We start from the raw sequence: 24,175 nt of genomic DNA, 5'->3' as shown, positions 1-24,175 counted from the left end.
CGTAGCCACACAATGGTAATTATTTTCCATGCACACGCGCAAAATCATATGGTGTGATAGATCCATTCTTGTTAGCATCAATGTAATCAGCCCACCATTGCAGCATTAATCTTCTTTCTTCAAGATATTCAGAAGTGTGCATATATGAACCTTTCACGTTTTTTCGTTCAACGTGGCTTAACTGTCTTTCAATAGCGTCATCATTCCATAGTTTCGACTCACTTAGCGCACCACGCGCCATAGTTCTAAATCCATGACCACATACTTCCGTTTTCGTATCATATCCCATTACACGTAAGGCGCTATTTACTGTATTTTCACTCATTACTTTTTTAGGGTCATGATCGCTGGGAAATATCACCTCACCTTTACCGCTCAAGGCATGTAAACGTTTAAAAATATCAAATGCCTGTTTGCTCAGCGGAACAATATGTTCAGTTTTCATCTTCATCCCACGCTCAGAGTGTTTTACGCCGGGAATAGGCTTACGAATTCCGGGTATCGTCCACTCGCTTCGTTCAAAGTTAACTTCACTCCAGCGAGCAAAACGCATCTCACTTGAACGAATAAATGTAAGTAGCGTTAATTCAACGGCAAGCCGTGTCATTAGTCGCCCTTTATAGCGTGATAATCTTTCAAGGAACTCAGGGATTCTTTTTGGGGGTAGCGCTGGGTGATGGGTCGCCTTAACGCTTAAAAGCGCTCCAGCCATATCACTGGCAGGATTTGACTCAAGAAGGTCATTCTGCACACCGAAACGCATAATTGCGTTTACGCGCTGCATCAGTCGCTGCGCAACATCATGTTTACCTGCCGTATCGACAGCTTTGATCGGATTGAGAAGCTGGCTGGTTCTCAACGTCCTAGCGTCAATTTGACCTATCGAGGGGAAAATATACTGCTCAAGGGTCAGCAGAACGCGATGGCTATGATCTTCGCTCCAAGTTAGATTACTTGCGTGCCATTGCCTTGCGATAGTTTCAAATAAATATGCCCCCTCAATTTCAGCTTGTGCCCCCTTTTGCTCCACTTTGGGGTCAATGCCCTGAGACAACAATTTCTTTGCTGCATCGCGCTTAGCCCGAGCCTCAGCCAAAGTGATCGTCGGGTATACACCAAAAGCGAGCCGATCTTCCTTTTTGTCAGACGGGCGGCGATACTTCATGCGCCAGTATTTGGAACCTTTAGGGGAGACCTCAAGATACAAGCCGCCTCCATCAGCCATTTTATAGGCTTTCTCTTTCGGCTTTGCTGTCTCTATCTGGCGAGCGTTGAGTTTCATTTTGGGGGCACAAATCCTGATCGAATTGACATGCCCCCGATTATGCCCCCAAAAGGGGGTAGACCACAAGAGACCAACAAAGACCATGAAATACGGTAACTTGCTTGTTTTTAAAGATTTTTTCTGGATTTGTAGACTTCAGGAAACGTCAAAAGAAGTGTTAATGGTGCCGAAGGCCGGACTCGAACCGGCACGTATTTCTACGGTTGATTTTGAATCAACTGCGTCTACCGATTTCGCCACTTCGGCACTGAAGAGGTATGCGGAAAACGTTGTGGATTATACCTGTCATACGCCGCCATGCAAGCACGAGCATACACCTGTATCGCTAAGTGCTGAAAATTTCAGCAGCGTTGAGTATTAAATAGAATAATCAGGCTACTTCCGGCCTTCTCCAGCAGATTAACGTCGGGCGTCCCTTACCTCCATGCTCTACACTTTTCAGTTCAACACCACATTAAGGGAAACACAATGACGATAATAAAAAGCTATGCCGCCAAAGAGGCGGGCGGCGAGCTCGAACTCTATGAATATGATGCGGGAGAACTCCAACCGGAAGATGTCGAGGTACGGGTCGACTACTGCGGGATCTGCCATTCCGATCTGTCGATGATCGACAATGAATGGGGGTTCTCTCAATACCCTCTGGTTGCCGGACATGAGGTCATCGGTCGGGTGGCCGCACTCGGCAGCGCGGCACAGGATAAGGGGCTAAAAGTCGGCCAGCGCGTTGGAATCGGCTGGACGGCGCGCAGCTGCGGACACTGCGATGCCTGTATCAGCGGCAATCAAATTAACTGCCAGGAAGGCACAGTGCCCACTATCCTCAATCGTGGCGGTTTTGCCGAGAAGCTTCGCGCAGGCTGGCAGTGGGTAATTCCTCTTCCGGAGAATATAGATATGGCGTCCGCAGGCCCGCTGTTATGTGGCGGCATTACGGTCTTTAAACCGCTATTGATGCACCATATTACTGCTACCAGCCGCGTTGGCGTCATCGGTATTGGCGGGCTGGGGCATATCGCCATAAAGCTGTTACACGCAATGGGCTGCGAAGTCACCGCGTTCAGCTCCAATCCATCGAAAGAGCAGGAAGTGCTGGCGATGGGGGCCAATAACGTGGTGAACAGCCGCGATCCGGAAGCGTTAAAAGCACTGGCGGGCCAGTTCGATCTCATTATTAACACGGTCAACGTCGATCTCGACTGGCAGCCCTACTTCGAAGCGCTGACGTATGGCGGCAACTTCCATACCGTTGGGGCCGTATTGAAGCCGCTGCCCGTACCGGCGTTTACATTAATTGCCGGCGATCGCAGTATCTCAGGCTCGGCAACCGGAACGCCATATGAGCTTCGCAAACTGATGAAATTCGCCGGACGCAGCAAAGTCGCGCCCACCACGGAACTGTTCGCAATGTCACAAATCAACGAGGCTATCCAGCACGTTCGCGACGGCAAAGCCCGCTATCGTGTAGTGCTAAAAGCTGACTTCTGACCGCCTGACTCAGCGCTTTGACAATGATCAGGAAGCGCTGAGTGCTTGACGAAAAGCCTGTACAGCCAGTCGGCACTGCTCCGTCACGTGCTCGATGTCATAATTAACATCGATACGCGCAATATCATGTTCATCGGCACACGGTCGCTCCAGCGCGTCAAACTGACTTTGCAGCAGGTCTGGCGGCATAAAATGCCCGGCACGACGCTGCATTCGCTGCAGAATGGTAGCGTAATCGCCGTCCAGCCACAGGAAATGTACGTTAGGGCTGCTCTTACGTAAAATATCGCGGTACTGTTTTTTTAATGACGAGCAGACAATAAATCCCGTCTCATTTTTTTTATAAAGACTGTATGAAGCGTCATTTAATCGTTCCAGCCAGGGTAAACGGTCTTCATCAGTTAACGGTATTCCCTGAGACATTTTATCAATGTTTTTCGCCGGATGGAGATCATCGCCGTCAATAAACTTCGCAGAAAATAATGTTGCAATTTTGCTGCCTATTAAAGACTTACCACTACCTGAAACACCCATTAAAATATAGCTTTCCCCGGCCATTTAAATACCTCTGAGTCATATTCCACACCACAATATTACGCCTCTACGTTCGACAATTTCACGTTTTTTAATTTCCATAGAGAAGAACTCTAAGGCACATCACGTTATGCGTAACATTGTAGTGTAACAATTTTCCAGCGTGACATAAGTCACAAATAATGACAAATAAAACCGCTTAAATGCGTTCAGGGTAACTACCTGACCAGTGAGGAATTTATGGAAGTAAAAACTCAATCCTGCGTTGTTGCGGGTAAGCGTGCTGTTGCCGTTACGGAACAAAATATTGAATGGAATAATAAAGGAACACTCGTACAAATTACCCGAGGCGGCATTTGTGGGTCTGACTTACATTATTATCAGGAAGGCAAAGTCGGCAATTTTACAGTAAAAGCGCCAATGATTTTAGGGCATGAAGTGATTGGCAAAATCGTTCGTAGCGACTCAGATTTATTACGAGAAGGACAACCGGTAGCGATTAATCCATCGAAGCCTTGCGGTCATTGCAAATACTGTCTGCAGCATGAAGAAAACCACTGTACTGAAATGCGTTTCTTTGGCAGCGCCATGTATTTTCCGCATGTCGATGGCGGTTTTACCCGATTTAAAGCTGTCGATACCGCTCAGTGCATTCCCTGGCCGGAACAGGCGGACGAAAAAGCCATGGCCTTTGCCGAGCCGCTGGCGGTTGCCATACATGCGGCTCATGAGGCGGGCGATCTGCAGGGCAAACGCGTCTTTATCTCCGGCGTTGGCCCTATCGGCTGCCTGATTGTTAGCGCGGTAAAAACGCTGGGCGCGGCGGAAGTGGTATGTGCCGATATCAGTACCCGTTCTCTCTCGCTGGCCCGGCAGATGGGCGCGGATACGCTGGTGAACCCACAGCATGATTCTCTTGATGGCTGGAAAGCAGAAAAAGGGTATTTCGATATCAGTTTTGAAGTCTCTGGGCATCCTTCCTCAATCTCAACGTGTCTGGAAGTCACACGGGCAAAAGGCGTGATGGTGCAGGTTGGCATGGGCGGCGCAGTTCCCAACTTCCCGATGATGATGGTAATAAGCAAAGAGATCTCCCTGAAAGGCTCTTTCCGCTTTACTACCGAATTTAATACTGCGGTTTCCTGGCTTGCCAACCGCGTTATCAATCCGCTGCCGTTACTGAGCGCGGAATATCCATTTACCGACCTGGAAGCGGCGCTGATCTTTGCCGGAGACAAAACACAGGCGGCAAAAGTTCAGCTCGTTTTCTGAGAAAGTAAAATAAGGGACACTATCATGAACGATCTTTTTTCACTGGCAGGTAAAAATATCCTTATCACCGGAGCCGCTCAGGGAATTGGTTATTTGCTGGCGACCGGTCTTGGTCGCTATGGCGCGCGCATTATTGTTAACGATATCACCCCGGAGCGCGCCGAAACAGCCGTGACGAAACTTCAGCAGGAAGGGATAAAGGCTATTGCCGCTCCCTTTAATGTCACCCATAAACAGGATATTGAAGCTGCGGTTGAACATATCGAAAAAGATATCGGCGTCATTGACGTCCTGATAAATAACGCCGGTATCCAGCGCCGTCATCCGTTTACTGAGTTTCCCGAGCAGGAGTGGAATGATGTCATCGCCGTAAATCAAACCGCGGTTTTTCTCGTCTCTCAGGCCGTTACGCGCCGTATGGTGGCGCGTCAGGCAGGAAAAGTGATCAACATCTGTTCGATGCAAAGCGAGCTGGGCCGCGACACGATTACGCCATACGCCGCGTCGAAGGGTGCCGTGAAGATGCTGACTCGCGGCATGTGCGTGGAGCTGGCGCGTCATAATATCCAGGTCAACGGTATTGCGCCGGGATACTTCAAAACGGAGATGACCAAAGCGCTGGTTGAAGATGAAGCCTTCACCTCCTGGCTATGCAAACGTACGCCTGCCGCACGCTGGGGCGATCCCCAGGAGCTTATTGGCGCAGCGGTGTTTCTCTCGTCAAAAGCCTCCGACTTTGTTAACGGACATCTGCTGTTTGTCGATGGCGGTATGCTGGTTGCCGTCTGACCAGGGAAATACGACGCAGCGCGTAAGCGCTGCTATTTTGGCACTAATAAGAGAGACGAATATGCCATTAATAATTATTGCGGCAGGCGTTGCGCTGCTGTTGGTTTTAATGATTGGCTTTAAAGTTAACGGCTTTATCGCCCTTGTTCTGGTTGCCGCCGTGGTGGGATTTGCCGAAGGGATGGGCGCGCAAGACGTCCTGCACTCCATACAAAACGGAATTGGCGGTACTCTGGGCGGACTCGCCATGATCCTCGGTTTTGGCGCGATGCTGGGAAGATTAATTTCCGATACCGGCGCCGCGCAGCGCATTGCGACGACGCTCATTAATACGTTCGGCAAAAAACGCGTGCAATGGGCGCTGGTGATCACCGGGCTTATCGTCGGCCTGGCAATGTTTTTTGAAGTCGGATTCGTACTGCTGTTGCCGCTCGTTTTTACGATTGTGGCCTCATCGGGACTGCCCTTGCTGTATGTCGGGGTTCCAATGGTCGCCGCCTTATCCGTTACGCACTGCTTCCTGCCGCCGCATCCCGGCCCTACTGCTATTGCGACAATTTTTGAGGCAAATCTCGGTACGACCCTGCTGTATGGGTTAATCATTACCATACCGACCGTGATTGTTGCCGGCCCTCTGTTTTCAAAATTGCTGGCGCGCTTTGAGAAAGCGCCGCCTGAAGGATTATTTAATCCTCACCTATTCAGTGAAGAGGAGATGCCGTCATTCTGGAACAGTATTTTTGCCGCCGTGATCCCGGTCATTCTGATGGCCATCGCAGCGGTATGTGAAATCACGCTGCCAAAAACGAATGCCGTGCGGGTTTTCTTCGAATTTATTGGTAATCCAGCAGTGGCGTTGTTTATTGCCATTATCATCGCCATTTTTACGCTGGGCCGACGCAATGGACGTACGGTTGAGCAGGTGATGGATATCGTCGGCGAGTCCATTGGCGCTATTGCGATGATTGTTTTTATCATCGCGGGCGGCGGCGCGTTTAAGCAAGTGCTGGTGGATAGCGGCGTGGGCCAATATATCTCGCAATTAATGACCGGCACCTCGCTATCTCCGTTATTAATGTGCTGGACGGTAGCCGCCGTGCTGCGTATTGCGTTAGGTTCCGCGACCGTGGCCGCGATAACCACAGCGGGCGTCGTATTGCCGATTATTAACGTAACCCACGCCGATCCGGCGTTAATGGTACTGGCGACAGGCGCAGGAAGCGTTATTGCATCACATGTTAACGATCCCGGGTTTTGGCTGTTTAAAGGGTATTTTAATCTTAGCGTCGGGGAAACCCTACGCACCTGGACCGTTATGGAAACATTGATTTCTGTCATGGGGTTGCTGGGCGTACTGGCGCTGAATGCGGTTCTGCATTAATTCATCATCCGCAGCCCAATTAACCATGGGGGCGACGTTCCCGCCCCCGGTACTGGAGAAAACATGAGAAATCACAGAATTTCTTTGCAGGATATCGCTACGCTTGCTGGCGTGACAAAAATGACGGTGAGCCGTTACATCCGCTCGCCGAAAAAAGTCGCCAGGGAAACCGGCGAGCGTATTGCGCAGATCATGGAGGAAATTAACTACATACCAAATCGCGCGCCAGCTATGCTGTTAAACGCGCAAAGTTACACTCTGGGCGTGCTGATCCCCTCTTTTCAGAACCAGTTGTTTGCCGACATTCTTGCCGGGATTGAATCCGTAACGTCGGGTCATAACTACCAAACTCTCATTGCGAATTACAATTACAATCGCGATTCGGAAGAAGAGTCCGTTATCAATTTACTGTCCTACAATATCGACGGCATTATTCTTTCAGAAAAATATCATACCCTCAGAACCGTCAAATTCCTGCGCTCAGCTACCCTTCCGATTGTAGAACTCATGGACATCCAAGGCGATCGCTTAGATATGGAGGTGGGGTTTGATAACCGTCAGGCCGCCTTTGATATGGTCAGCACCATGCTGGATAAACGCCAGCGGCGGAAAATTCTCTATCTGGGTTCAAAAGACGATATCCGTGATGAGCAGCGTTATCACGGCTACTGCGATGCGATGACGCGCCGGGGGCTGGCGCCGTTGCGCATCAATCCCCGCGCTATCTCCTCTATCCATCTGGGGATACAGCTAATGCGTGATGCGCTTGCTGCGCACCCGGACGTGGATGGCGTCTTTTGTACTAATGACGATATCGCAATGGGCGCTCTACTGTGGTGCCGCGAGCGTCAACTGGCCGTACCGGAGCAGATCTCCATCGCCGGCTTCCACGGTCTGGAGATGGGCAGGCAAATGATACCGAGCCTCGCCAGCGTAATTACCCCTCGTTTTGAGATCGGGCGCAGAGCCGCGCAGATGTTGCTCAACAAAATTAAAAATAACGATCTCAACCATAATACGATTGATTTGGGTTATCAGATTTATCACGGCAACACATTATAAATTTTTTGAACTACTTTTTCCCGCAGCTTGCCTGAGCTTAACGGGTAGCCAAAAGCGCCACGCGTCAGGTTACGCGCTACATCATTCGAGGAATACCAGGCTGTCTGCCGGATGGCGGCGCTAACGCCTTATCCGGCCTACGGGTCCGGAGTAGGCCTGAAAAGCACAGCGCCATCAGGCCTACGATTACTGTGATTACGACTTACGCAGCATTAGCCAGAGGCTAATCAGGAAGAAAGACGCGCTCGGCAGCAGCGCGCCGACAATCGGCGGAATGCCGTATACCAGCGTCAGCGGGCCAAAAATCTGGTCGAGGACGTAGAAGACGAAGCCGAAGCTAATCCCCGTCACTACGCGCACGCCCATCGGCACACTACGCAGCGGGCCAAAGATAAACGACAGCGCCATCAGCATCATCACCGCCACGGAGAGCGGCTGGAAGATTTTACTCCACATATTGAGCTGATAACGTCCGGCGTCCTGTCCGCTCGACTTCAGATATTTAACGTAGTTATGCAGACCGCTGATGGAAAGCGCATCCGGGTCCAGCGCCACCACGCCTAACTTATCCGGCGTCAGATTCGTTTTCCAGGTGCCGCTCACCGTCTGCGAACCGGTGATCTGTTTCGGGTTTTGCAGATCGGACTCATCCACCTGCGACAAACGCCAGACCTTATGCTCCGGGTCGAATTTTGCCGAAGCGGCGTAACGCACTGACTGCAAACGACGCTGATCGTTGAAAGCGTAAATACTAATGCCGGCCAGCTCCTCGTCGCCCTTCACCCGTTCAATATAGACAAAGTTATTCCCGTCTTTCGCCCACAGACCTTGCTGGGTGGAAAGCAGCGAACCGCCATACATCGCCTGCGCACGATAGTTACGCGCCATCTGCTCGCCCTGCGGGGCGACCCATTCGCCGATCGCCATGGTTAACAGCACCAGGGGGATAGCCGTTTTCATCACCGACAGCGCCACCTGCATACGGGTGAAACCCGATGCCTGCATCACCACCAGTTCGCTACGCTGCGCCAGCATCCCCAGTCCCAGCAGCGCGCCAAGCAGCGCCGCCATAGGAAAGAAGATCTGGATATCCTTAGGTACGCTGAGCAGGGTGTACATACCCGCGCCCAGCGCGTCGTAGTTACCCTGCCCCGCTTTTTTCAGCTGATCGACAAACTTGATGATCCCGGAGAGCGACACCAGCATGAACAACGTCATCATGATGGTGGTAAAAATGGTTTTACCGATATAGCGGTCAAGTACACCAAATGGCTGCATTATACCGCTCCTTTACGCAGAAAACGGGCACGCAGGCGGCGGACCGGCACCGTATCCCACAGGTTTAAACCAATCGCCAACGCCAGATAGATCAGGTTGACCGCCCACATCCAGATAACCGGGTCCAGTTTGCCTTTACCGCCATTCGATTTAATGGAGGTCTGGATCAGGAAGAACAGCAGATAAAGCAGCATGGCGGGCAACATAGACAAGACACGCCCCTGACGTGGATTCACCACGCTGAGCGGCACGACCATCAGCGCCATCATAAATACGGTAAAGACTAACGTGATACGCCAGTGCAGCTCGGCGCGAGCGCGATCGTTGTCGGTATTCCACAGCGTGCGCATGTCCATCTGGTCGGTATCGTTCGGGTCCAGCGCCACGGCCTGATGGCCAATAATCGCCTGATAGTTTTGGAAGTCGGTGATGCGAAAATCGCGTAGCAACGCCGTCCCTTCAAAACGCGTCCCTTTGTTTAAGGTGACAACCTGGGAGCCATCGCGCAACTGAGTAAGGTGTCCGGAATCGGCCACGACCACAGAAGGACGAGCATTGCCCTTAGGGCGAATCTGCGCCAGGAAAACATCGTGGAAGTCGCTGCCGTCAACGCTTTCGATAAACAGCACCGAGCTGCCGTTGGTCGCCTGCTGGAATTGCCCCTGCGCCAGCGCCGCCATACCGGGGTTCGCTTTCGCCTCCGCCAGCACTTCATCCTGGTGTTTTGACGACCAGGGACCGGCCCACATCACGTTAACCGCCGCAAGGATACCGGTAAATAACGCCAGTACCATGGCGGCCTTTACCAGCACGGCTTTGCTCAACCCACAGGCGTGCATGACCGTAATTTCACTTTCGGTATACAGTTTGCCCAGCGTCATCAGCAGCCCCAGGAACAGGCTTAAAGGCAGGATGAGCTGCGCCATTTCCGGTACGCCCAGCCCCAGAAGCGAGAGCACCAGATTTGCGGGAATATCGCCGTCAACCGCCGCGCCGAGAATCCTCACTAACTTTTGACAAAAGAAGATCAAAAGTAAGATGAAGAGTATCGCCAGCTGGCTTTTGAGCGTCTCCCGCACCAGATATCTTATGATTATCACTTTAAATACGCCCGTAAAAACCCATTTTTTGCTGGAATTTAGCTTGTTTCATGGCTTAAACGTCATTTATTCTCTTGAGTCGTCGAAATCATCGCTAAGATCATTATACTCAGCGGATTCACCTCTCAGAACTTGTTCTGACGTGCCAATGCCGTAATAACGTTAAGATTAACACGAAGTCACCGCAACAGCGGATATGAGTTACGAAAGCTTTCAATTTCTATACTCTAATGGATTTCGAGTTGCAGGCAGGCGGCAGGACTGTGGAGCCCCGGAGCTTACATCAGGTAAGTGACAGGGGTGAGCAGGCGCAGCCAACGCATCTGCAACTTGAAAGACGACGAGTATAGCTGTAGCCACCACTGTTGTCTTTAAGATTCAGGAGCATAGTGCATGGAGTTCAGTGTAAAAAGCGGTAGCCCGGAGAAACAGCGGAGTGCCTGCATTGTCGTGGGCGTCTTTGAACCGCGTCGCCTTTCTCCGATTGCAGAACAGCTCGACAAAATTAGCGACGGATACATCAGCGCATTGCTGCGTCGCGGCGAACTGGAAGGAAAACCGGGGCAGACTCTGTTGCTGCACCATGTTCCTAACGTTCTTTCCGAGCGAATCCTCCTCATTGGTTGCGGCAAAGAGCGCGAGCTTGATGAACGTCAGTATAAGCAGGTTATTCAGAAAACGATAAATACTCTGAATGATACCGGTTCGATGGAAGCCGTCTGTTTCCTGACCGAACTGCACGTCAAAGGCCGCAACAACTACTGGAAAGTGCGTCAGGCCGTCGAAACGGCCAAAGAGACGCTTTATAGCTTTGATCAACTCAAGACCAACAAGAGCGAGCCGCGCCGCCCGCTACGTAAGATGGTCTTTAATGTGCCGACCCGCCGTGAGCTCACCAGCGGCGAACGCGCCATTCAGCACGGTCTGGCCATCGCCGCCGGGATTAAGGCAGCGAAAGATCTCGGCAACATGCCGCCCAATATCTGTAACGCCGCCTACCTGGCGTCACAGGCGCGCCAGTTGGCCGACAGCTACAGCAAAAATGTCATCACCCGCGTCATCGGCGAACAGCAAATGCGCGAACTGGGTATGAACGCTTATCTGGCGGTCGGCCACGGTTCGCAGAATGAATCGCTGATGTCGGTGATTGAGTACAAGGGCAATCCGTCCGAAGACGCGCGCCCGATCGTGCTGGTGGGTAAAGGCCTGACCTTCGACTCCGGCGGCATCTCCATCAAGCCATCTGAAGGGATGGACGAGATGAAGTACGACATGTGCGGCGCGGCGGCGGTTTACGGCGTGATGCGTATGGTTGCCGAGCTTCAGCTTCCGATTAACGTTATCGGCGTACTGGCGGGCTGTGAAAACATGCCGGGCGGACGCGCGTATCGTCCGGGCGACGTGCTGACCACCATGTCTGGTCAAACCGTTGAAGTCCTGAACACCGACGCCGAAGGCCGTCTGGTTTTGTGCGACGTGCTGACCTACGTTGAACGCTTCGAACCGGAAGCCGTCATTGACGTCGCGACGCTAACCGGCGCCTGCGTGATTGCGCTGGGCCATCACATTACCGGTCTGATGTCGAACCATAACCCGCTGGCGCATGAACTGATCGGCGCGTCCGAGCAAGCGGGCGACCGCGCGTGGCGTCTGCCGCTGGGCGATGAGTTCCAGGAACAACTGGAGTCCAACTTTGCGGATATGGCGAATATTGGTGGTCGTCCTGGCGGCGCTATCACCGCGGGCTGCTTCCTGTCGCGCTTTACCCGTAAGTATAACTGGGCGCACCTGGATATCGCCGGCACCGCCTGGCGATCCGGCAAAGCGAAAGGCGCGACGGGTCGTCCGGTAGCGCTGCTGTCGCAGTTCCTGCTCAATCGTGCGGGCTTTAACGGCGAAGAGTAAGTTTGAGATTACCCCGTAGGCCTGATAAGGCGCATTAGCGCCGCCATCAGGCGTTTTGCCGGATGGCGCTGCGCTTATCCGGCCTACGGGAGGCATCATGGCAACGCATTTCAATCCACCACAAGAAGCCCCATATATGAAGAATGCGACGTTCTATCTTCTGGACAATGACACCACCGTCAACGGTTTAAGCGCCGTTGAACAACTGGTGTGTGAAATTGCCGCAGAACGTTGGCGCGCCGGCAAGCGCGTGCTGATCGCCTGCGAAGATGAGAAGCAGGCCATTCGGCTGGATGAAGCGCTGTGGGCAAGACCGGCGGAAAGTTTTGTCCCGCACAATCTGGCAGGCGAAGGCCCACGCGGCGGCGCGCCGGTTGAAATCGCCTGGCCGCAAAAACGCAACAGCAGCCCGCGCGATATTTTAATCAGCCTGCGTACAAGCTTTGCAGATTTTGCCACCGCTTTCACAGAAGTGGTAGACTTCGTCCCTTACGAAGAAACTTTGAAACAACTGGCGCGCGAACGCTACAAAGCCTACCGCGTGGCTGGTTTTAACCTGAATACGGCAACCTGGAAATAATGGAAAAGACATATAACCCCCAAGATATCGAACAGCCGCTTTACGAGCACTGGGAAAAGCAGGGCTATTTCAAGCCTAACGGCGACGAAAGCAAAGAGTCCTTCTGCATCATGATCCCGCCGCCGAACGTCACCGGCAGTTTGCATATGGGACATGCTTTCCAGCAAACCATCATGGATACCATGATCCGTTACCAGCGTATGCAGGGTAAAAACACCCTGTGGCAGGTCGGCACCGACCACGCCGGGATCGCAACCCAGATGGTGGTTGAGCGCAAGATTGCCGCTGAAGAAGGTAAAACCCGTCACGACTACGGCCGCGATGCGTTTATCGACAAAATCTGGCAGTGGAAAGCGGAATCCGGCGGCACCATTACCCGTCAGATGCGCCGTCTCGGCAACTCCGTTGACTGGGAGCGCGAGCGCTTCACCATGGACGAAGGTCTTTCCAATGCCGTGAAAGAAGTCTTTGTCCGCCTGTACAAAGAAGACCTGATTTACCGTGGCAAACGCCTGGTGAACTGGGACCCGAAGCTGCGCACCGCCATCTCTGACCTGGAAGTGGAAAACCGCGAGTCCAAAGGCTCCATGTGGCACATCCGCTATCCGCTTGCCGACGGCGCGAAAACCGCAGACGGTAAAGATTACCTGGTCGTCGCCACCACCCGTCCGGAAACCGTACTGGGCGATACTGGCGTGGCCGTGAACCCGGAAGATCCGCGTTATAAAGATCTGATTGGCAAATTCGTTATTCTGCCGCTGGTTAACCGCCGCATTCCAATCGTTGGCGACGAACATGCCGATATGGAAAAAGGCACCGGCTGCGTGAAGATCACCCCGGCGCACGACTTTAACGACTATGAGGTCGGGAAACGTCATGCCCTGCCGATGATCAACATCCTGACCTTTGACGGCGACATCCGCGAAAGCGCGGAAGTGTTCGATACCAAAGGTGAAGAGTCTGACGTTTATTCCAGCGAGATTCCGGCTGAGTTCCAGAAGCTGGAACGCTTTGCTGCCCGTAAAGCAGTCGTTGCTGCCGTTGACGCGCTGGGCCTGCTGGAAGAAATTAAACCGCACGACCTGACCGTCCCTTACGGCGACCGTGGCGGCGTAGTTATCGAACCGATGCTGACCGACCAGTGGTACGTCCGTGCTGACGTGCTGGCGAAACCGGCAGTGGAAGCGGTTGAGAACGGCGACATTCAGTTCGTGCCGAAGCAGTACGAAAACATGTACTTCTCCTGGATGCGTGATATCCAGGACTGGTGTATCTCTCGTCAGCTGTGGTGGGGTCACCGTATCCCGGCATGGTACGACGAAGCGGGCAACGTCTACGTTGGCCGCACCGAAGACGAAGTGCGTCAGGAAAATAACCTCGGCGCCGACGTTCAGCTTCGTCAGGACGAAGACGTTCTCGATACCTGGTTCTCCTCCGCGCTGTGGACTTTCTCCACCCTCGGCTGGCCGGAAAACACCGACGCCCTGCGTCAGTTCCACCCCACCAGCGTGATGGTGTCCGGCTTCGATATCATCTTCTTCTGGATTGCCCGCATGATCATGATGACCATGCACTTCATCAAAGATGAAAACGGCAAGCCGCAGGTGCCGTTCCATACCGTCTACATGACCGGTCTGATTCGCGACGACGAAGGCCAGAAGATGTCCAAATCCAAGGGCAACGTTATCGACCCGCTGGATATGGTGGACGGCATCTCCCTGCCGGAACTGCTGGAAAAACGCACCGGCAACATGATGCAGCCGCAGATGGCGGAGAAAATTCGCAAGCGTACCGAGAAGCAGTTCCCGAACGGCATCGAGCCGCACGGCACCGACGCCCTGCGCTTTACCCTGGCGGCGCTGGCCTCGACCGGCCGCGATATCAACTGGGATATGAAGCGTCTGGAAGGTTACCGTAACTTCTGTAACAAGCTGTGGAACGCCAGCCGCTTTGTGCTGATGAACACCGAAGAGCAGGATTGCGGCTTCAACGGCGGCGAAATGACGCTATCGCTGGCTGACCGCTGGATCCTGGCGGAATTCAACCAGACCGTTAAAGCCTACCGCGACGCGCTGGACAGCTTCCGCTTCGATATCGCCGCGGGCATTCTGTATGAATTCACCTGGAACCAGTTCTGCGACTGGTATCTGGAGCTGACCAAGCCGGTAATGACCGGGGGTTCCGAGTCTGAACTGCGCGGCACCCGCCATACGCTGGTCACCGTACTGGAAGGTCTGCTGCGCCTGGCGCACCCGATCATCCCGTTCATCACCGAAACCATCTGGCAGCGCGTGAAGGTCATTTGCGGTATTACCGCCGACACCATCATGCTGCAGCCGTTCCCGGAATATAACGCCGCACAGGTGGATGAAGCCGCGTTGGCCGATACCGAGTGGCTGAAGCAGGCGATCGTCGCGGTACGTAACATTCGTGCGGAAATGAACATCGCCCCGGGTAAACCGCTGGAACTGCTGCTGCGCGGCTGTAGTGAAGAAGCCGTTCGTCGTGTTAACGACAACCGTAGCTTCCTGCAAACCCTGGCGCGTCTGGAAAGCATCACCGTGCTGCCAGCTGATGACAAAGGCCCGGTTTCCGTGACCAAAATCATCGACGGCGCTGAACTGCTGATCCCGATGGCTGGCCTCATCAACAAAGACGATGAGCTGGCGCGTCTGGCGAAAGAAGTGGCGAAAATCGAAGGCGAGATTGCCCGTATCGAAGGCAAACTCTCCAACGAAGGTTTCGTTGCCCGCGCGCCGGAAGCGGTCATTGCCAAAGAGCGTGAGAAGCTGGACGGTTACGCAGAAGCCAAAGCGAAGCTGATTGAGCAGCAGGCGGTTATCGCCGCGCTGTAATCTGAAAGCCTGATGGCGCTTCGCTTACCAGGCCTACACGTTCGCTTATTGAAATGGCGCGATCGGTAGGCCGGATAAGGCATTCACGCCGCCATCCGACAACATGAATTATGGGCCGACGTAAACGTCGGCCTTTTTACATCAGATAAACGGGAAGTAAGGCATGATGCCACGAGAAATCCACATTAGCGGGCCATTTTCCAGCGGCGTCTCATCATTGGTTAACTCAAGTGAATCCAGATCGCCCTGGACCTGTGTATTCTGCGCCAGCCAGCTCACCAGCCCAATTTTCAACCACGGATAAGCCAGCCCTAAGGTCACGCCGGAAATCACAAACACCACCAGTAACCGCCACAGCATACCGTGTGAAGTGACAGAGGAATGAAAACGAATCGAATCGTTCGCCAGTGACAAATTGTTTAAAAACAGGTTGCGTAACGCCACATATAAGTAACTGGTTACCACAATAATCGCGAGAAAATAGAGGAAATAACATGCCATTATCTGGCTATAATATTGCAGAATAAGCGCCCCTTCTGCCTGCGCATTCCCCATCATACTCAAAAGAATCATGTCGGTGAACACCGGCGCGATTAGATAACCAATCACGACAGCAAAAGGGAAAAGGGTCAACATTGCCAACACGCACCCTCTGATGCACGTTTTAACATTAACCTGAATCGAGAAACGATGAATGCCAAAGTTTGCGCCATTGCCAAACAAGGTCATCCATTTGCTGTAGGTAATACCGTTAATGACCCCTATCCCAATAATAGCCAGCAAACCGAGAAAAACGATATTGAACACTAAACCGCCGACGGCGATGGTTACCAGTGAGATAATATAAAGAACAATATAAAGCGCCACCATCAGGAGTACCGGGAGAGCGAACATGTACCACCAGGCGCGCCGCATGGAACACTGGAATCCAAAATGTACGCCATTAAGCGAAGTCATCATCGCCTGATACTGTAATCCTTTCACCGCCATAAAAGGAATAATCGCAATTAATAAGCCGAATAGCGTAAAACCGAGACCGGGATGACCGTGTTCAATAAGAAAGAGGCTAACAATATAAATAATAAAAACTAATAACATACTAATAAATAATGCGCTGCCCGTGGCTTTGTAAGCAAAAGGCTGATTGTTTAGCGTCATATTAGTATAAATATAACGTCGACACTTCACCATCGCCCACGGCGCATAGATTCCCAACGTGATACACGTCAACAAGAAATTCACAAGGCAAATAACAAAATACTTTCCGCCCTTGCCTGTAAACACCAACGTGTGATTATGGTTATCTTTACTACTGATAACGTTATTCATGAATCATATCCCTGACTTGCAGTCTATTAGAATTAATAATAAAAATCAGTAGATTGTTACTGATTCGACTACAATACTATTTTTGTTTAATTTTTCCGCCTTTTATTTTGTCTGATTCAGGATCTCCTTGCGCGTGACTCAAGACGGTGGTATTAAAGTAATCTATAAATAAATTTTAAAAATTGAGCCATATTATGAATAATGTCGCCTCGCCAACGCTCACGGTGCGCCGAATCACTACCGCCGACAATGCCGCTATTGCCCGTGTCATCCGTCAGGTTTCAGCGGAATACGGACTTACCGCCGATAAAGGTTATACCGTTGCCGACCCCAATCTGGATGAACTGTATCAGGTTTATAGCCAACCGGGCGCAGCCTACTGGGTGGTAGAGCAAAACGGTTATGTGGTGGGCGGTGGCGGCGTGGCGCCGTTATCCTGTAGCGAACCAGACATTTGTGAACTGCAAAAAATGTATTTTTTACCGGTGATTCGTGGTCAGGGGCTGGCGAAAAAGCTGGCGCTGATGGCTCTGGATCATGCCCGTGAACAGGGTTTTAAACGCTGCTATCTGGAAACAACGGCTTTTTTACGCGAGGCGATTGCGCTATACGAACGTTTAGGATTTGAACATATTAGCGAACCGCTCGGCTGCACCGGACATGTCGATTGCGAAGTGAGGATGTTAAAGGATCTCTGAAAACCCAGGCGTTTATTTATCCTCGCCAGGTATTATTTTTGCTGATATAAGTAATCCCGGAAACATCCTGTTATCCGGGAATCACTTATTATTCAAGGAAGTTATAAATGAAACGCCTATTATCAGCAATTGTTTTCCCCGCTATGTTTATTAGTATATCTAATGTATATGCATTAGATATACAGCCCGGCGAATGGAAAATGGAAAATATAGAAATGCGCACCATCAATCCAGATACAAAAGAAGTATTAATGGATGAAAAAAATTCGGGCATAGCGACGCTTATGTGTTATACCCCTAAAATGTCTGAAGATTCTAAAAAAATGGTGAAGGGTTTTTCTACCAGTGCAGGCGGTTGCACGACAACATTTGTAGAAAGTACGGATACCAAACTGATCAATGAGACTGTGTGTAATAATCCTGATGTCAAATCGCACTCTATTGTAGAAACGACGAAAATAAGCGATACAGAATTTGCGATGACCATGAAATCGGATGTCGATGCAGGAGGTAATAAAACAACCTCCATCAACAAAATTAAACAAACTTTTGTTGGCAAGACCTGCTCTGAAGCGTCAAAAGGCGTGAAACAGTAACTATTTCAACACAAAAACCCGTAGTGGTTGATGCAAAAATGGCATTATTCACGGTCAACTTTCGGGAATATAACACTGAGTGAGTTCTTTTTTGCCTGCCGCTGGCAGGCTTTACTCAGAACAGAATATCATGAAAATGACCTTTCCTGCTCGCCAGCAGCTTGATGCCGGGCGGATGACCACCACAAATTTTGCAGACGGCGACAGCGTAAAAGATAAAAACGCTAATCTTTAATTTTACCCTTTATCCGACGGCTGGCACGCCGCTATGAAAACGAAACTCGCGGTCTGGCGACAAGATAAGGTCAGCTTCCACGTCGCCAAAATAGCGCACGCGCGCAGAAATGTCCTCGGTGGAAATCTGCTGCGCCAGCGCCAGGTAATCCTGATAATGCCGCGCTTCGGAGCGCAGAAGCGAGAGATAAAACGTCTGTAAATCCTCATCCAGCCAGGGCGCCAGAGCGGCAAAACGTTCGCAGGAGCGGGCTTCGATATACGCCCCGCAAATCAGCTTATCAATTAAGGTGAGCGGTTCGTGCGTGCGTACCGCTTTCAACATTCCTTTCGCGTAGCGGCTGGCGGTGATTTTCACATAAGGAATGTTTCTGGCCTGCATGACCTCGCGTACCTGCCAAAAATGGTGCAACTCCTCTTTAATCAATAACACCATACGGTCGATAAGCTGACGACCCCAGGGGTCATCAGTTTGCGGCATGGCGCTTTTGCTAATCTGTTTATGCAGGGCAACAAAATCCGGCTCCGGCCCCTGACGAAACGCGAACGCCTCGTAAGGTTGCAGCCAGGCGAGCAGCGCGTCGGCGCCCGATTTATCGGCGACATATTTACGCACCAACAGCAACGCGGTTTGCGCAGCCTTCAGTTCGCAGATCAAGTGATCGGTAAGCAGAAGAGGAAGATTTTGCGGATCGCGGGCCTGGACAATCCACGCCTGCGGCGTCGGGCAATGCAGGAAATTAAGCACCGGAGAGAGTATTTGCGGGTAATTCATACGTAACCTGTTAAAAAAATACGACAGCAGACGCTGCCGTACCGTCATACTATGCAGCTTTAGTGACGCACGCCGTCGTCATCTTCATCGACATAATCGTCGTCATCACCCTCTTCGCCATTAGGGTCTTCAAAATAGGTTCCCCAGCCGTCGTATTCGACATCATATTTTTCCGCCAGGTTCATCAGTTGCTCAACCTGAGCGTCGATGAGTTCGGCGTTCAACGCGCACTCGCTGAGAATGTCGCAACAAATAACCGTATCGCCCTCTTCCACTTCCAGCTCTTCCGGCTCCGTCACTTCATAGCCGAGTTTAAAGGCTTCTACCGCGGCTTTTTCCAACGTTTCGAAATCGTCAGCGGAAAGGTGATGCTCGATAGTGTACAGCGCATCCGGATCGCTGCCGTCCTCAAGTAACTCTTCAATAATTAAGCGCGTTTCTTCACGCTGCTCTTCCAGTAATTCCGGGTTTGCCATAGCTCGTTCCTCATAGATGTCCTGCCGATACTCTTATTGTCACATACCGCCGACGTTGCCTCCACCTTATCGAGAAAAGTTTTATCAAACAGGGTTGCAAATGAATAATCATCCATATAAAGTGAATTTTAATTCAATGAGAGGCCTAAGCCATGTGAGGGAAGTATGTCTACGTTTTACCAAAAACCTTTTTTAAAGTTACTTGATTTCACCGCCAGCGAGCTCACTGCTCTGTTGCAGCTTGCCGCCAAACTGAAAGCCGATAAGAAAAACGGTAAAGAAGAACAAAAGCTGGTGGGTAAGAATATTGCGCTCATCTTCGAAAAAGACTCGACCCGGACACGATGCTCTTTCGAAGTTGCCGCATACGATCAGGGGGCGCGCGTGACGTACCTGGGTTCCAGCGGGAGCCAGATCGGCCATAAAGAGTCCATCAAAGATACTGCCCGCGTCCTGGGCCGGATGTTTGACGGTATTCAGTATCGAGGATATGGCCAGGAGATCGTCGAAACGCTGGCTGAATATTCCGGTGTGCCGGTATGGAACGGTTTAACCGATGAGTATCACCCAACGCAATTACTGGCGGATCTGCTCACCATGCAGGAACATCTGCCGGGTAAAGCCTTTAACGAGATGACGTTGGTCTATGCCGGAGACGCGCGTAATAACATGGGTAACTCCATGCTGGAAGCCGCCGCGTTAACAGGATTGGATCTCCGTCTGGTCGCGCCAAAAGCCTGCTGGCCGCAAGCCGCGTTAGTGGCAGAGTGCAGCGCCATGGCGAAAAAGAACGGCGGCGCCATCACCCTGACCGAAGATATCGCCTCAGGCGTAAAAGGCGCGGATTTTATCTATACCGATGTTTGGGTCTCTATGGGCGAACCCAAAGAGAAATGGGCGGAGCGTATTGCCCTGCTGCGTGATTATCAGGTCAACAGCCAGATGATGGCGTTAACCGGCAATCCGCAGGTTAAGTTCCTGCATTGTCTGCCTGCGTTCCATGATGACGAAACCACGCTCGGCAAAAAAATGGCCGAAGAGTACGGTTTACATGGCGGGATGGAAGTGACCGACGAGGTTTTTGAGTCTGCGGCCAGCATTGTCTTTGATGAAGCGGAAAACCGAATGCATACCATCAAAGCAGTAATGGTAGCGACGCTGTCTAAATAATGTCGTTATGATGCCGGATGGCGGTTGGCCTACAAAATCGCAACGTGCAGGCGCCGCCATCCGGCACAAAATATTACGCCATCAGCATTTTCACAACCGCTTTACGTACCCGCGCCGGTTCTCCCACCGCGCACAGGGGCTTATGCACTTCGCCGGGATAAAACACCACAAAGTCACCTTCGTTCAGGACGACGGTTTTCTCGCCGATGCTCGTCGGTAAAAATGCAATGTCTTTATCCGCCAGCCAGTCCGTGTGCGGCGTTCCCGCAGGCCGGGTACTGAATGCCATCCCTTCCTGACCTTGTAGCACAATCTGAATATCAAGATAACGGGCGTGATACTCTGCGCTGCGCGATTCGCCCGGCTCCGTCATATTTTCAGAAATCATATAAAACAGCCTGTCGCCGTCAATGTCATACTTACCTGGCGCGGTCGTTGCCGTGACATGCGCATTGACGTGCTCAATCGCCTGCCGTAACGCCGTCGGCAGCCAGGCCTCCAGATGTTCAATATTGCCAATAATCATCGCATCCCCTTAGTTAAAACAGCGTTTTATTTTTCTCTTTATACGAGAAAAATGGCTGCCATACTACCCTTACTCTCATCGATTTTGCGCCAGCGCATGTTTATCGCCAGCGGTGTTTATATATTGTTAATAGTTCGCCCAACTTTATGCAGTGCCTATGCATAAACCCCAGCGGCGCCAAATCGCCATCACTAACAACCCTTTGATATTAAAGGCGTTAACATAAAAACGTTTTAGCGATCACAATTCGCTCTCCCCGCATAAATGACTTCTCTATCCATAGTTATTTTTAAATTATTTAAATATCTCCGATAATAAAATCCCCTTCACGCATAGTTATGCAACACTTAAAAATAATCACTTTATTTTCAATTAGTTAAGATTTAAATATAATTCAACACAACAAACAAATAATTAACAATAAAAAAATAACAAACCATATAGCTGCGTAGCAATTCATTTAATGCCTTATTGTTTTTTGAATTTCTCTGACCCGGCTCATATATTAAGTAAGAAAAATAGCACTCCTTGATTGATGTGAATCTCATCACATTAACAACCCAAATAAAATTCAATCATTGCTCCCGAATTTAACTGAAACGCCGCGACTGCAAGCACGCTAAATATTTGCAGCCACTCCTTCTTTATTCTTAAAATTATGTAAAAGGTATAATGATGGAAAAGCATTTTGTCGGTTCTGAAATCGGTCAATTACGCAGTGTAATGTTGCATCGGCCCAATCTCAGCCTAAAAAGACTTACCCCTTCAAATTGTCAGGAATTACTTTTTGACGATGTATTATCCGTAGAGCGCGCTGGCGAAGAGCATGACATTTTTGCCAACACGCTGCGCCAGCAAGGGATAGAAGTGTTGCTGTTAACCGACCTGCTCACCCAAACGCTGGATGTGGCTGACGCTAAAGCCTGGCTACTGGATACGCAAATTTCCGATTATCGCCTTGGGCCCACCTTTGCCGCAGATATTCGCGCCTGGCTGGCGGATATGCCGCACCGTGAACTGGCTCGCCATTTAAGCGGCGGTTTAACTTACGGCGAAATTCCCGCCTCCATAAAAAATATGGTGGTCGATACTCACGATATTAATGACTTTATTATGAAGCCATTACCGAATCACCTATTTACCCGTGACACGTCCTGCTGGATATATAACGGCGTCTCAATTAACCCCATGGCGAAACCTGCACGCCAACGTGAAACGAATAATTTACGTGCTATTTATCGCTGGCATCCTCAATTCGCAGGCGGTGATTTCATTAAATATTTCGGCGACGAGGACATTAATTACGACCACGCCACTTTAGAGGGCGGCGATGTGCTGGTGATTGGCCGCGGCGCGGTGTTGATCGGTATGTCTGAACGTACTACGCCGCAGGGCGTCGAGTTCCTGGCGCAGGCATTGTTTAAACATCGTCAGGCGGAACGCGTCATTGCCGTTGAACTGCCAAAACATCGCTCCTGCATGCACCTTGACACCGTCATGACCCACATTGATATCGACACCTTCTCCGTCTATCCGGAAGTCGTTCGCCAGGACGTTCAGTGCTGGACGCTGACGCCAGACGGACGCGGCGGTCTGAAACGAACCCAGGAGAGCACGCTGGTTCATGCTCTTGAAAAAGCGCTTGGCATCGATCAGGTGCGCTTAATCACCACTGGCGGCGACGCATTTGAAGCTGAGCGCGAACAGTGGAATGACGCCAATAACGTGCTCACCCTGCGTCCCGGCGTGGTGGTGGGCTATGAGCGCAACATCTGGACCAACGAAAAATACGACAAAGCCGGCATTACCGTCCTTCCCATTCCCGGCGATGAACTGGGTCGCGGGCGCGGGGGCGCACGCTGCATGAGCTGTCCACTGGAACGCGATGGTATTTAAAGGAGACGTTATGGAAAACAAACGCACACTGGTCGTCGCGCTGGGCGGCAATGCGCTGCTCAAACGCGGCGAACCGCTGGAGGCTGATATTCAGCGTAAAAATATCGAACTGGCGGCCAGAACCATCGCCCAGCTTACGCGGCAATGGCGCGTGGTGTTAGTGCACGGCAACGGCCCACAGGTAGGACTGCTGGCGCTACAAAATAGCGCCTACGCTAACGTTACGCCCTACCCGCTCGATATTCTCGGTGCGGAAAGCCAGGGCATGATTGGCTACATGCTGCAACAGGCGCTGAAGAATCATCTGCCGGAGCGTGAAATCAGCGTCCTGCTCACCCAGGTCGAAGTCGATGCCAACGACCCGGCATTCCTCAATCCAACCAAATATATCGGCCCCATTTACGACGAAGCGCAGGCCCGTGCGTTACAGGCAGAAAAGGGCTGGGTATTCAAAGCCGACGGTAACGCCTTCCGCCGCGTTGTGCCCTCCCCGCAGCCGAAACGCATTGTGGAAAACGATGCCATCCGCGCGCTGATTAGCCGCGATCACCTGGTTATCTGTAACGGCGGCGGCGGCGTGCCGGTCGTGGAAAAAGCCGATGGCTACCATGGTATCGAGGCGGTGATCGACAAAGATCTGTCCGCCGCCCTGCTTGCCAGCCAAATTCACGCCGACGCGCTGCTCATTCTGACCGATGCCGACGCGGTGTATCTCGACTGGGGCAAGCCCACCCAACGCCCGCTGGCGCAGGTTACGCCGGAGCTGCTTCGTGAAATGCAGTTCGACGCCGGTTCGATGGGCCCGAAAGTGACCGCCTGCGCTGAGTTTATCAGCCATTGCCGCGGCATTGCCGGAATCGGCTCGCTGGCGGATGGGCAAGCCATTCTCGCGGGCGAGAAAGGTACTTTGATTCGGTGTGAAACCGCCGACGTTGACGCATAAGGC

Annotated in this window: 23 protein-coding genes and 1 tRNA gene; 14 read left to right on the top strand and 10 right to left on the bottom strand. The window is 51.6% G+C overall.

What is annotated here, in order from left to right; all coding sequences use genetic code 11:
• Positions 1-19: 19 nt before the first annotated feature.
• The gene (locus ACH0WD_RS18350) at positions 20-1,282 is read right to left on the bottom strand and encodes an integrase arm-type DNA-binding domain-containing protein (protein WP_000772651.1); all 1,263 of its coding nucleotides are present in this window, start codon (positions 1,280-1,282) and stop codon (positions 20-22) included.
• Between the two features lie 164 nt (positions 1,283-1,446).
• A tRNA-Leu gene (locus tag ACH0WD_RS18345) sits at positions 1,447-1,531 on the bottom strand.
• Positions 1,532-1,753: 222 nt separating this feature from the next.
• Here ACH0WD_RS18345 and ACH0WD_RS18340 point away from each other — a divergent pair.
• The gene (locus ACH0WD_RS18340; RefSeq protein WP_000152567.1) at positions 1,754-2,773 is read left to right on the top strand and encodes an NAD(P)-dependent alcohol dehydrogenase; all 1,020 of its coding nucleotides are present in this window, start codon (positions 1,754-1,756) and stop codon (positions 2,771-2,773) included.
• Positions 2,774-2,800: 27 nt separating this feature from the next.
• On the opposite strand, the gene idnK is transcribed toward ACH0WD_RS18340, so the two are convergent.
• Positions 2,801-3,331 (bottom strand): gluconokinase, encoded by a 531-nt coding sequence (gene idnK / locus ACH0WD_RS18335; RefSeq protein ID WP_000896759.1) that lies wholly within the window; start codon positions 3,329-3,331, stop codon positions 2,801-2,803.
• Positions 3,332-3,547: 216 nt separating this feature from the next.
• On the opposite strand from idnK, the gene idnD reads away from it, so the two are divergent.
• From idnD to ACH0WD_RS18315, 4 genes are all read left to right on the top strand, one after another.
• Positions 3,548-4,579 carry an L-idonate 5-dehydrogenase gene (gene idnD / locus ACH0WD_RS18330; protein ID WP_000453362.1) on the top strand — a complete coding sequence of 344 codons (1,032 nt, stop codon included), beginning with the start codon at positions 3,548-3,550 and terminating at the stop codon, positions 4,577-4,579.
• Positions 4,580-4,603: 24 nt separating this feature from the next.
• On the top strand, positions 4,604-5,368 hold the full coding sequence (gene idnO / locus ACH0WD_RS18325) for a gluconate 5-dehydrogenase (protein WP_000998688.1): 765 nt from the start codon (positions 4,604-4,606) through the stop codon (positions 5,366-5,368).
• Between the two features lie 61 nt (positions 5,369-5,429).
• On the top strand, positions 5,430-6,749 hold the full coding sequence (gene idnT, locus ACH0WD_RS18320) for a gnt-II system L-idonate transporter (protein WP_001128356.1): 1,320 nt from the start codon (positions 5,430-5,432) through the stop codon (positions 6,747-6,749).
• A 63-nt stretch (positions 6,750-6,812) separates the two neighbouring features.
• On the top strand, positions 6,813-7,811 hold the full coding sequence (locus ACH0WD_RS18315) for a LacI family DNA-binding transcriptional regulator (RefSeq protein ID WP_001244060.1): 999 nt from the start codon (positions 6,813-6,815) through the stop codon (positions 7,809-7,811).
• Between the two features lie 195 nt (positions 7,812-8,006).
• Here the strand turns inward: ACH0WD_RS18315 and lptG are convergent, their stop codons facing one another.
• The 3 genes from lptG to ACH0WD_RS18300 all read right to left on the bottom strand — a co-directional run bounded on the left by lptG (position 8,007) and on the right by ACH0WD_RS18300 (position 10,302).
• Complete coding sequence (gene lptG / locus ACH0WD_RS18310) at positions 8,007-9,089, bottom strand: LPS export ABC transporter permease LptG (protein WP_001182242.1); 1,083 nt, start codon at positions 9,087-9,089, stop codon at positions 8,007-8,009.
• A complete protein-coding gene (gene lptF / locus ACH0WD_RS18305) occupies positions 9,089-10,189 on the bottom strand; it encodes an LPS export ABC transporter permease LptF (protein ID WP_000584132.1) in 1,101 nt (366 codons plus the stop codon). Before lptF ends, lptG begins: the two co-directional genes overlap by 1 nt.
• A 62-nt stretch (positions 10,190-10,251) precedes the next feature.
• A complete protein-coding gene (locus ACH0WD_RS18300; protein WP_212724070.1) occupies positions 10,252-10,302 on the bottom strand; it encodes a hypothetical protein in 51 nt (16 codons plus the stop codon).
• Between the two features lie 280 nt (positions 10,303-10,582).
• Here ACH0WD_RS18300 and pepA point away from each other — a divergent pair, with 280 nt between their 5' ends.
• The 3 genes from pepA to ACH0WD_RS18285 all read left to right on the top strand — a co-directional run bounded on the left by pepA (position 10,583) and on the right by ACH0WD_RS18285 (position 15,529).
• Positions 10,583-12,094, top strand: a complete 1,512-nt coding sequence (gene pepA, locus ACH0WD_RS18295; protein WP_000397158.1) for a leucyl aminopeptidase — start codon at positions 10,583-10,585, stop codon at positions 12,092-12,094.
• 136 nt (positions 12,095-12,230) lie between these two features.
• The gene (gene holC, locus ACH0WD_RS18290) at positions 12,231-12,674 is read left to right on the top strand and encodes a DNA polymerase III subunit chi (protein ID WP_001523689.1); all 444 of its coding nucleotides are present in this window, start codon (positions 12,231-12,233) and stop codon (positions 12,672-12,674) included.
• Positions 12,674-15,529 (top strand): valine--tRNA ligase, encoded by a 2,856-nt coding sequence (locus tag ACH0WD_RS18285; RefSeq protein ID WP_000416337.1) that lies wholly within the window; start codon positions 12,674-12,676, stop codon positions 15,527-15,529. Before holC ends, ACH0WD_RS18285 begins: the two co-directional genes overlap by 1 nt.
• A 141-nt stretch (positions 15,530-15,670) precedes the next feature.
• Here the strand turns inward: ACH0WD_RS18285 and ACH0WD_RS18280 are convergent, their stop codons facing one another.
• Positions 15,671-16,858: a YjgN family protein gene (locus ACH0WD_RS18280; protein WP_001066989.1), complete on the bottom strand. Its 1,188-nt coding sequence runs from the start codon at positions 16,856-16,858 to the stop codon at positions 15,671-15,673.
• Between the two features lie 194 nt (positions 16,859-17,052).
• On the opposite strand from ACH0WD_RS18280, the gene ACH0WD_RS18275 reads away from it, so the two are divergent.
• A complete protein-coding gene (locus ACH0WD_RS18275; RefSeq protein WP_001747736.1) occupies positions 17,053-17,556 on the top strand; it encodes a GNAT family N-acetyltransferase in 504 nt (167 codons plus the stop codon).
• A 107-nt stretch (positions 17,557-17,663) separates the two neighbouring features.
• A complete protein-coding gene (locus ACH0WD_RS18270) occupies positions 17,664-18,152 on the top strand; it encodes a DUF3617 domain-containing protein (RefSeq protein WP_000826193.1) in 489 nt (162 codons plus the stop codon).
• 244 nt (positions 18,153-18,396) lie between these two features.
• Here the strand turns inward: ACH0WD_RS18270 and miaE are convergent, their stop codons facing one another.
• A complete protein-coding gene (gene miaE, locus ACH0WD_RS18265; protein ID WP_000218447.1) occupies positions 18,397-19,209 on the bottom strand; it encodes a tRNA isopentenyl-2-thiomethyl-A-37 hydroxylase MiaE in 813 nt (270 codons plus the stop codon).
• Between the two features lie 11 nt (positions 19,210-19,220).
• A complete protein-coding gene (gene rraB / locus ACH0WD_RS18260; protein WP_000002940.1) occupies positions 19,221-19,637 on the bottom strand; it encodes a ribonuclease E inhibitor RraB in 417 nt (138 codons plus the stop codon).
• A 16-nt stretch (positions 19,638-19,653) separates the two neighbouring features.
• Between rraB and ACH0WD_RS18255 the strand changes: the two genes are divergently transcribed.
• Both ACH0WD_RS18255 and argF read left to right on the top strand, forming a co-directional pair.
• A complete protein-coding gene (locus ACH0WD_RS18255) occupies positions 19,654-19,833 on the top strand; it encodes a hypothetical protein (RefSeq protein WP_371045364.1) in 180 nt (59 codons plus the stop codon).
• Positions 19,803-20,807 (top strand): ornithine carbamoyltransferase, encoded by a 1,005-nt coding sequence (gene argF, locus ACH0WD_RS18250; protein ID WP_000103041.1) that lies wholly within the window; start codon positions 19,803-19,805, stop codon positions 20,805-20,807. The genes ACH0WD_RS18255 and argF overlap by 31 nt, the downstream gene beginning before the upstream one ends.
• Positions 20,808-20,880: 73 nt before the next feature.
• On the opposite strand, the gene ACH0WD_RS18245 is transcribed toward argF, so the two are convergent.
• Positions 20,881-21,333 carry a YhcH/YjgK/YiaL family protein gene (locus ACH0WD_RS18245; protein ID WP_000583453.1) on the bottom strand — a complete coding sequence of 151 codons (453 nt, stop codon included), beginning with the start codon at positions 21,331-21,333 and terminating at the stop codon, positions 20,881-20,883.
• 675 nt (positions 21,334-22,008) lie between these two features.
• On the opposite strand from ACH0WD_RS18245, the gene arcA reads away from it, so the two are divergent.
• Both arcA and arcC read left to right on the top strand, forming a co-directional pair.
• Positions 22,009-23,229 (top strand): arginine deiminase, encoded by a 1,221-nt coding sequence (gene arcA, locus ACH0WD_RS18240; RefSeq protein ID WP_000410847.1) that lies wholly within the window; start codon positions 22,009-22,011, stop codon positions 23,227-23,229.
• A gap of 10 nt (positions 23,230-23,239) precedes the next feature.
• Positions 23,240-24,172: a carbamate kinase gene (gene arcC, locus ACH0WD_RS18235; RefSeq protein ID WP_000428749.1), complete on the top strand. Its 933-nt coding sequence runs from the start codon at positions 23,240-23,242 to the stop codon at positions 24,170-24,172.
• The last annotated feature ends 3 nt before the right edge of the window (positions 24,173-24,175 follow it).

The sequence above is a fragment of the Salmonella sp. 2020_1395 genome (assembly GCF_043848115.1).
Lineage (GTDB): Bacteria > Pseudomonadota > Gammaproteobacteria > Enterobacterales > Enterobacteriaceae > Salmonella > Salmonella enterica.
The sequence above is the reverse complement of the archived record's forward strand: the minus strand, read 5'-3'. Positions and strand labels throughout refer to the sequence as shown.

What these genes read in the sequence shown, in the direction of transcription:
- ACH0WD_RS18255 (WP_371045364.1), top strand. Translation starts at nt 19,654, where the DNA reads ATGTCCTGCCGATACTCTTATTGTCACATACCGCCGACGTTGCCTCCA.
- ACH0WD_RS18270 (WP_000826193.1), top strand. Translation starts at nt 17,664, where the DNA reads ATGAAACGCCTATTATCAGCAATTGTTTTCCCCGCTATGTTTATTAGT.
- ACH0WD_RS18245 (WP_000583453.1), bottom strand. Translation starts at nt 21,333, where the DNA reads ATGATTATTGGCAATATTGAACATCTGGAGGCCTGGCTGCCGACGGCG.
- holC (WP_001523689.1), top strand. Translation starts at nt 12,231, where the DNA reads ATGAAGAATGCGACGTTCTATCTTCTGGACAATGACACCACCGTCAAC.
- idnO (WP_000998688.1), top strand. Translation starts at nt 4,604, where the DNA reads ATGAACGATCTTTTTTCACTGGCAGGTAAAAATATCCTTATCACCGGA.
- pepA (WP_000397158.1), top strand. Translation starts at nt 10,583, where the DNA reads ATGGAGTTCAGTGTAAAAAGCGGTAGCCCGGAGAAACAGCGGAGTGCC.
- ACH0WD_RS18350 (WP_000772651.1), bottom strand. Translation starts at nt 1,282, where the DNA reads ATGAAACTCAACGCTCGCCAGATAGAGACAGCAAAGCCGAAAGAGAAA.
- idnT (WP_001128356.1), top strand. Translation starts at nt 5,430, where the DNA reads ATGCCATTAATAATTATTGCGGCAGGCGTTGCGCTGCTGTTGGTTTTA.
- ACH0WD_RS18340 (WP_000152567.1), top strand. Translation starts at nt 1,754, where the DNA reads ATGACGATAATAAAAAGCTATGCCGCCAAAGAGGCGGGCGGCGAGCTC.
- ACH0WD_RS18285 (WP_000416337.1), top strand. Translation starts at nt 12,674, where the DNA reads ATGGAAAAGACATATAACCCCCAAGATATCGAACAGCCGCTTTACGAG.
- miaE (WP_000218447.1), bottom strand. Translation starts at nt 19,209, where the DNA reads ATGACGGTACGGCAGCGTCTGCTGTCGTATTTTTTTAACAGGTTACGT.
- arcC (WP_000428749.1), top strand. Translation starts at nt 23,240, where the DNA reads ATGGAAAACAAACGCACACTGGTCGTCGCGCTGGGCGGCAATGCGCTG.
- argF (WP_000103041.1), top strand. Translation starts at nt 19,803, where the DNA reads ATGTCTACGTTTTACCAAAAACCTTTTTTAAAGTTACTTGATTTCACC.
- idnK (WP_000896759.1), bottom strand. Translation starts at nt 3,331, where the DNA reads ATGGCCGGGGAAAGCTATATTTTAATGGGTGTTTCAGGTAGTGGTAAG.
- arcA (WP_000410847.1), top strand. Translation starts at nt 22,009, where the DNA reads ATGGAAAAGCATTTTGTCGGTTCTGAAATCGGTCAATTACGCAGTGTA.
- ACH0WD_RS18280 (WP_001066989.1), bottom strand. Translation starts at nt 16,858, where the DNA reads ATGAATAACGTTATCAGTAGTAAAGATAACCATAATCACACGTTGGTG.
- rraB (WP_000002940.1), bottom strand. Translation starts at nt 19,637, where the DNA reads ATGGCAAACCCGGAATTACTGGAAGAGCAGCGTGAAGAAACGCGCTTA.
- idnD (WP_000453362.1), top strand. Translation starts at nt 3,548, where the DNA reads ATGGAAGTAAAAACTCAATCCTGCGTTGTTGCGGGTAAGCGTGCTGTT.
- ACH0WD_RS18275 (WP_001747736.1), top strand. Translation starts at nt 17,053, where the DNA reads ATGAATAATGTCGCCTCGCCAACGCTCACGGTGCGCCGAATCACTACC.
- lptG (WP_001182242.1), bottom strand. Translation starts at nt 9,089, where the DNA reads ATGCAGCCATTTGGTGTACTTGACCGCTATATCGGTAAAACCATTTTT.
- ACH0WD_RS18315 (WP_001244060.1), top strand. Translation starts at nt 6,813, where the DNA reads ATGAGAAATCACAGAATTTCTTTGCAGGATATCGCTACGCTTGCTGGC.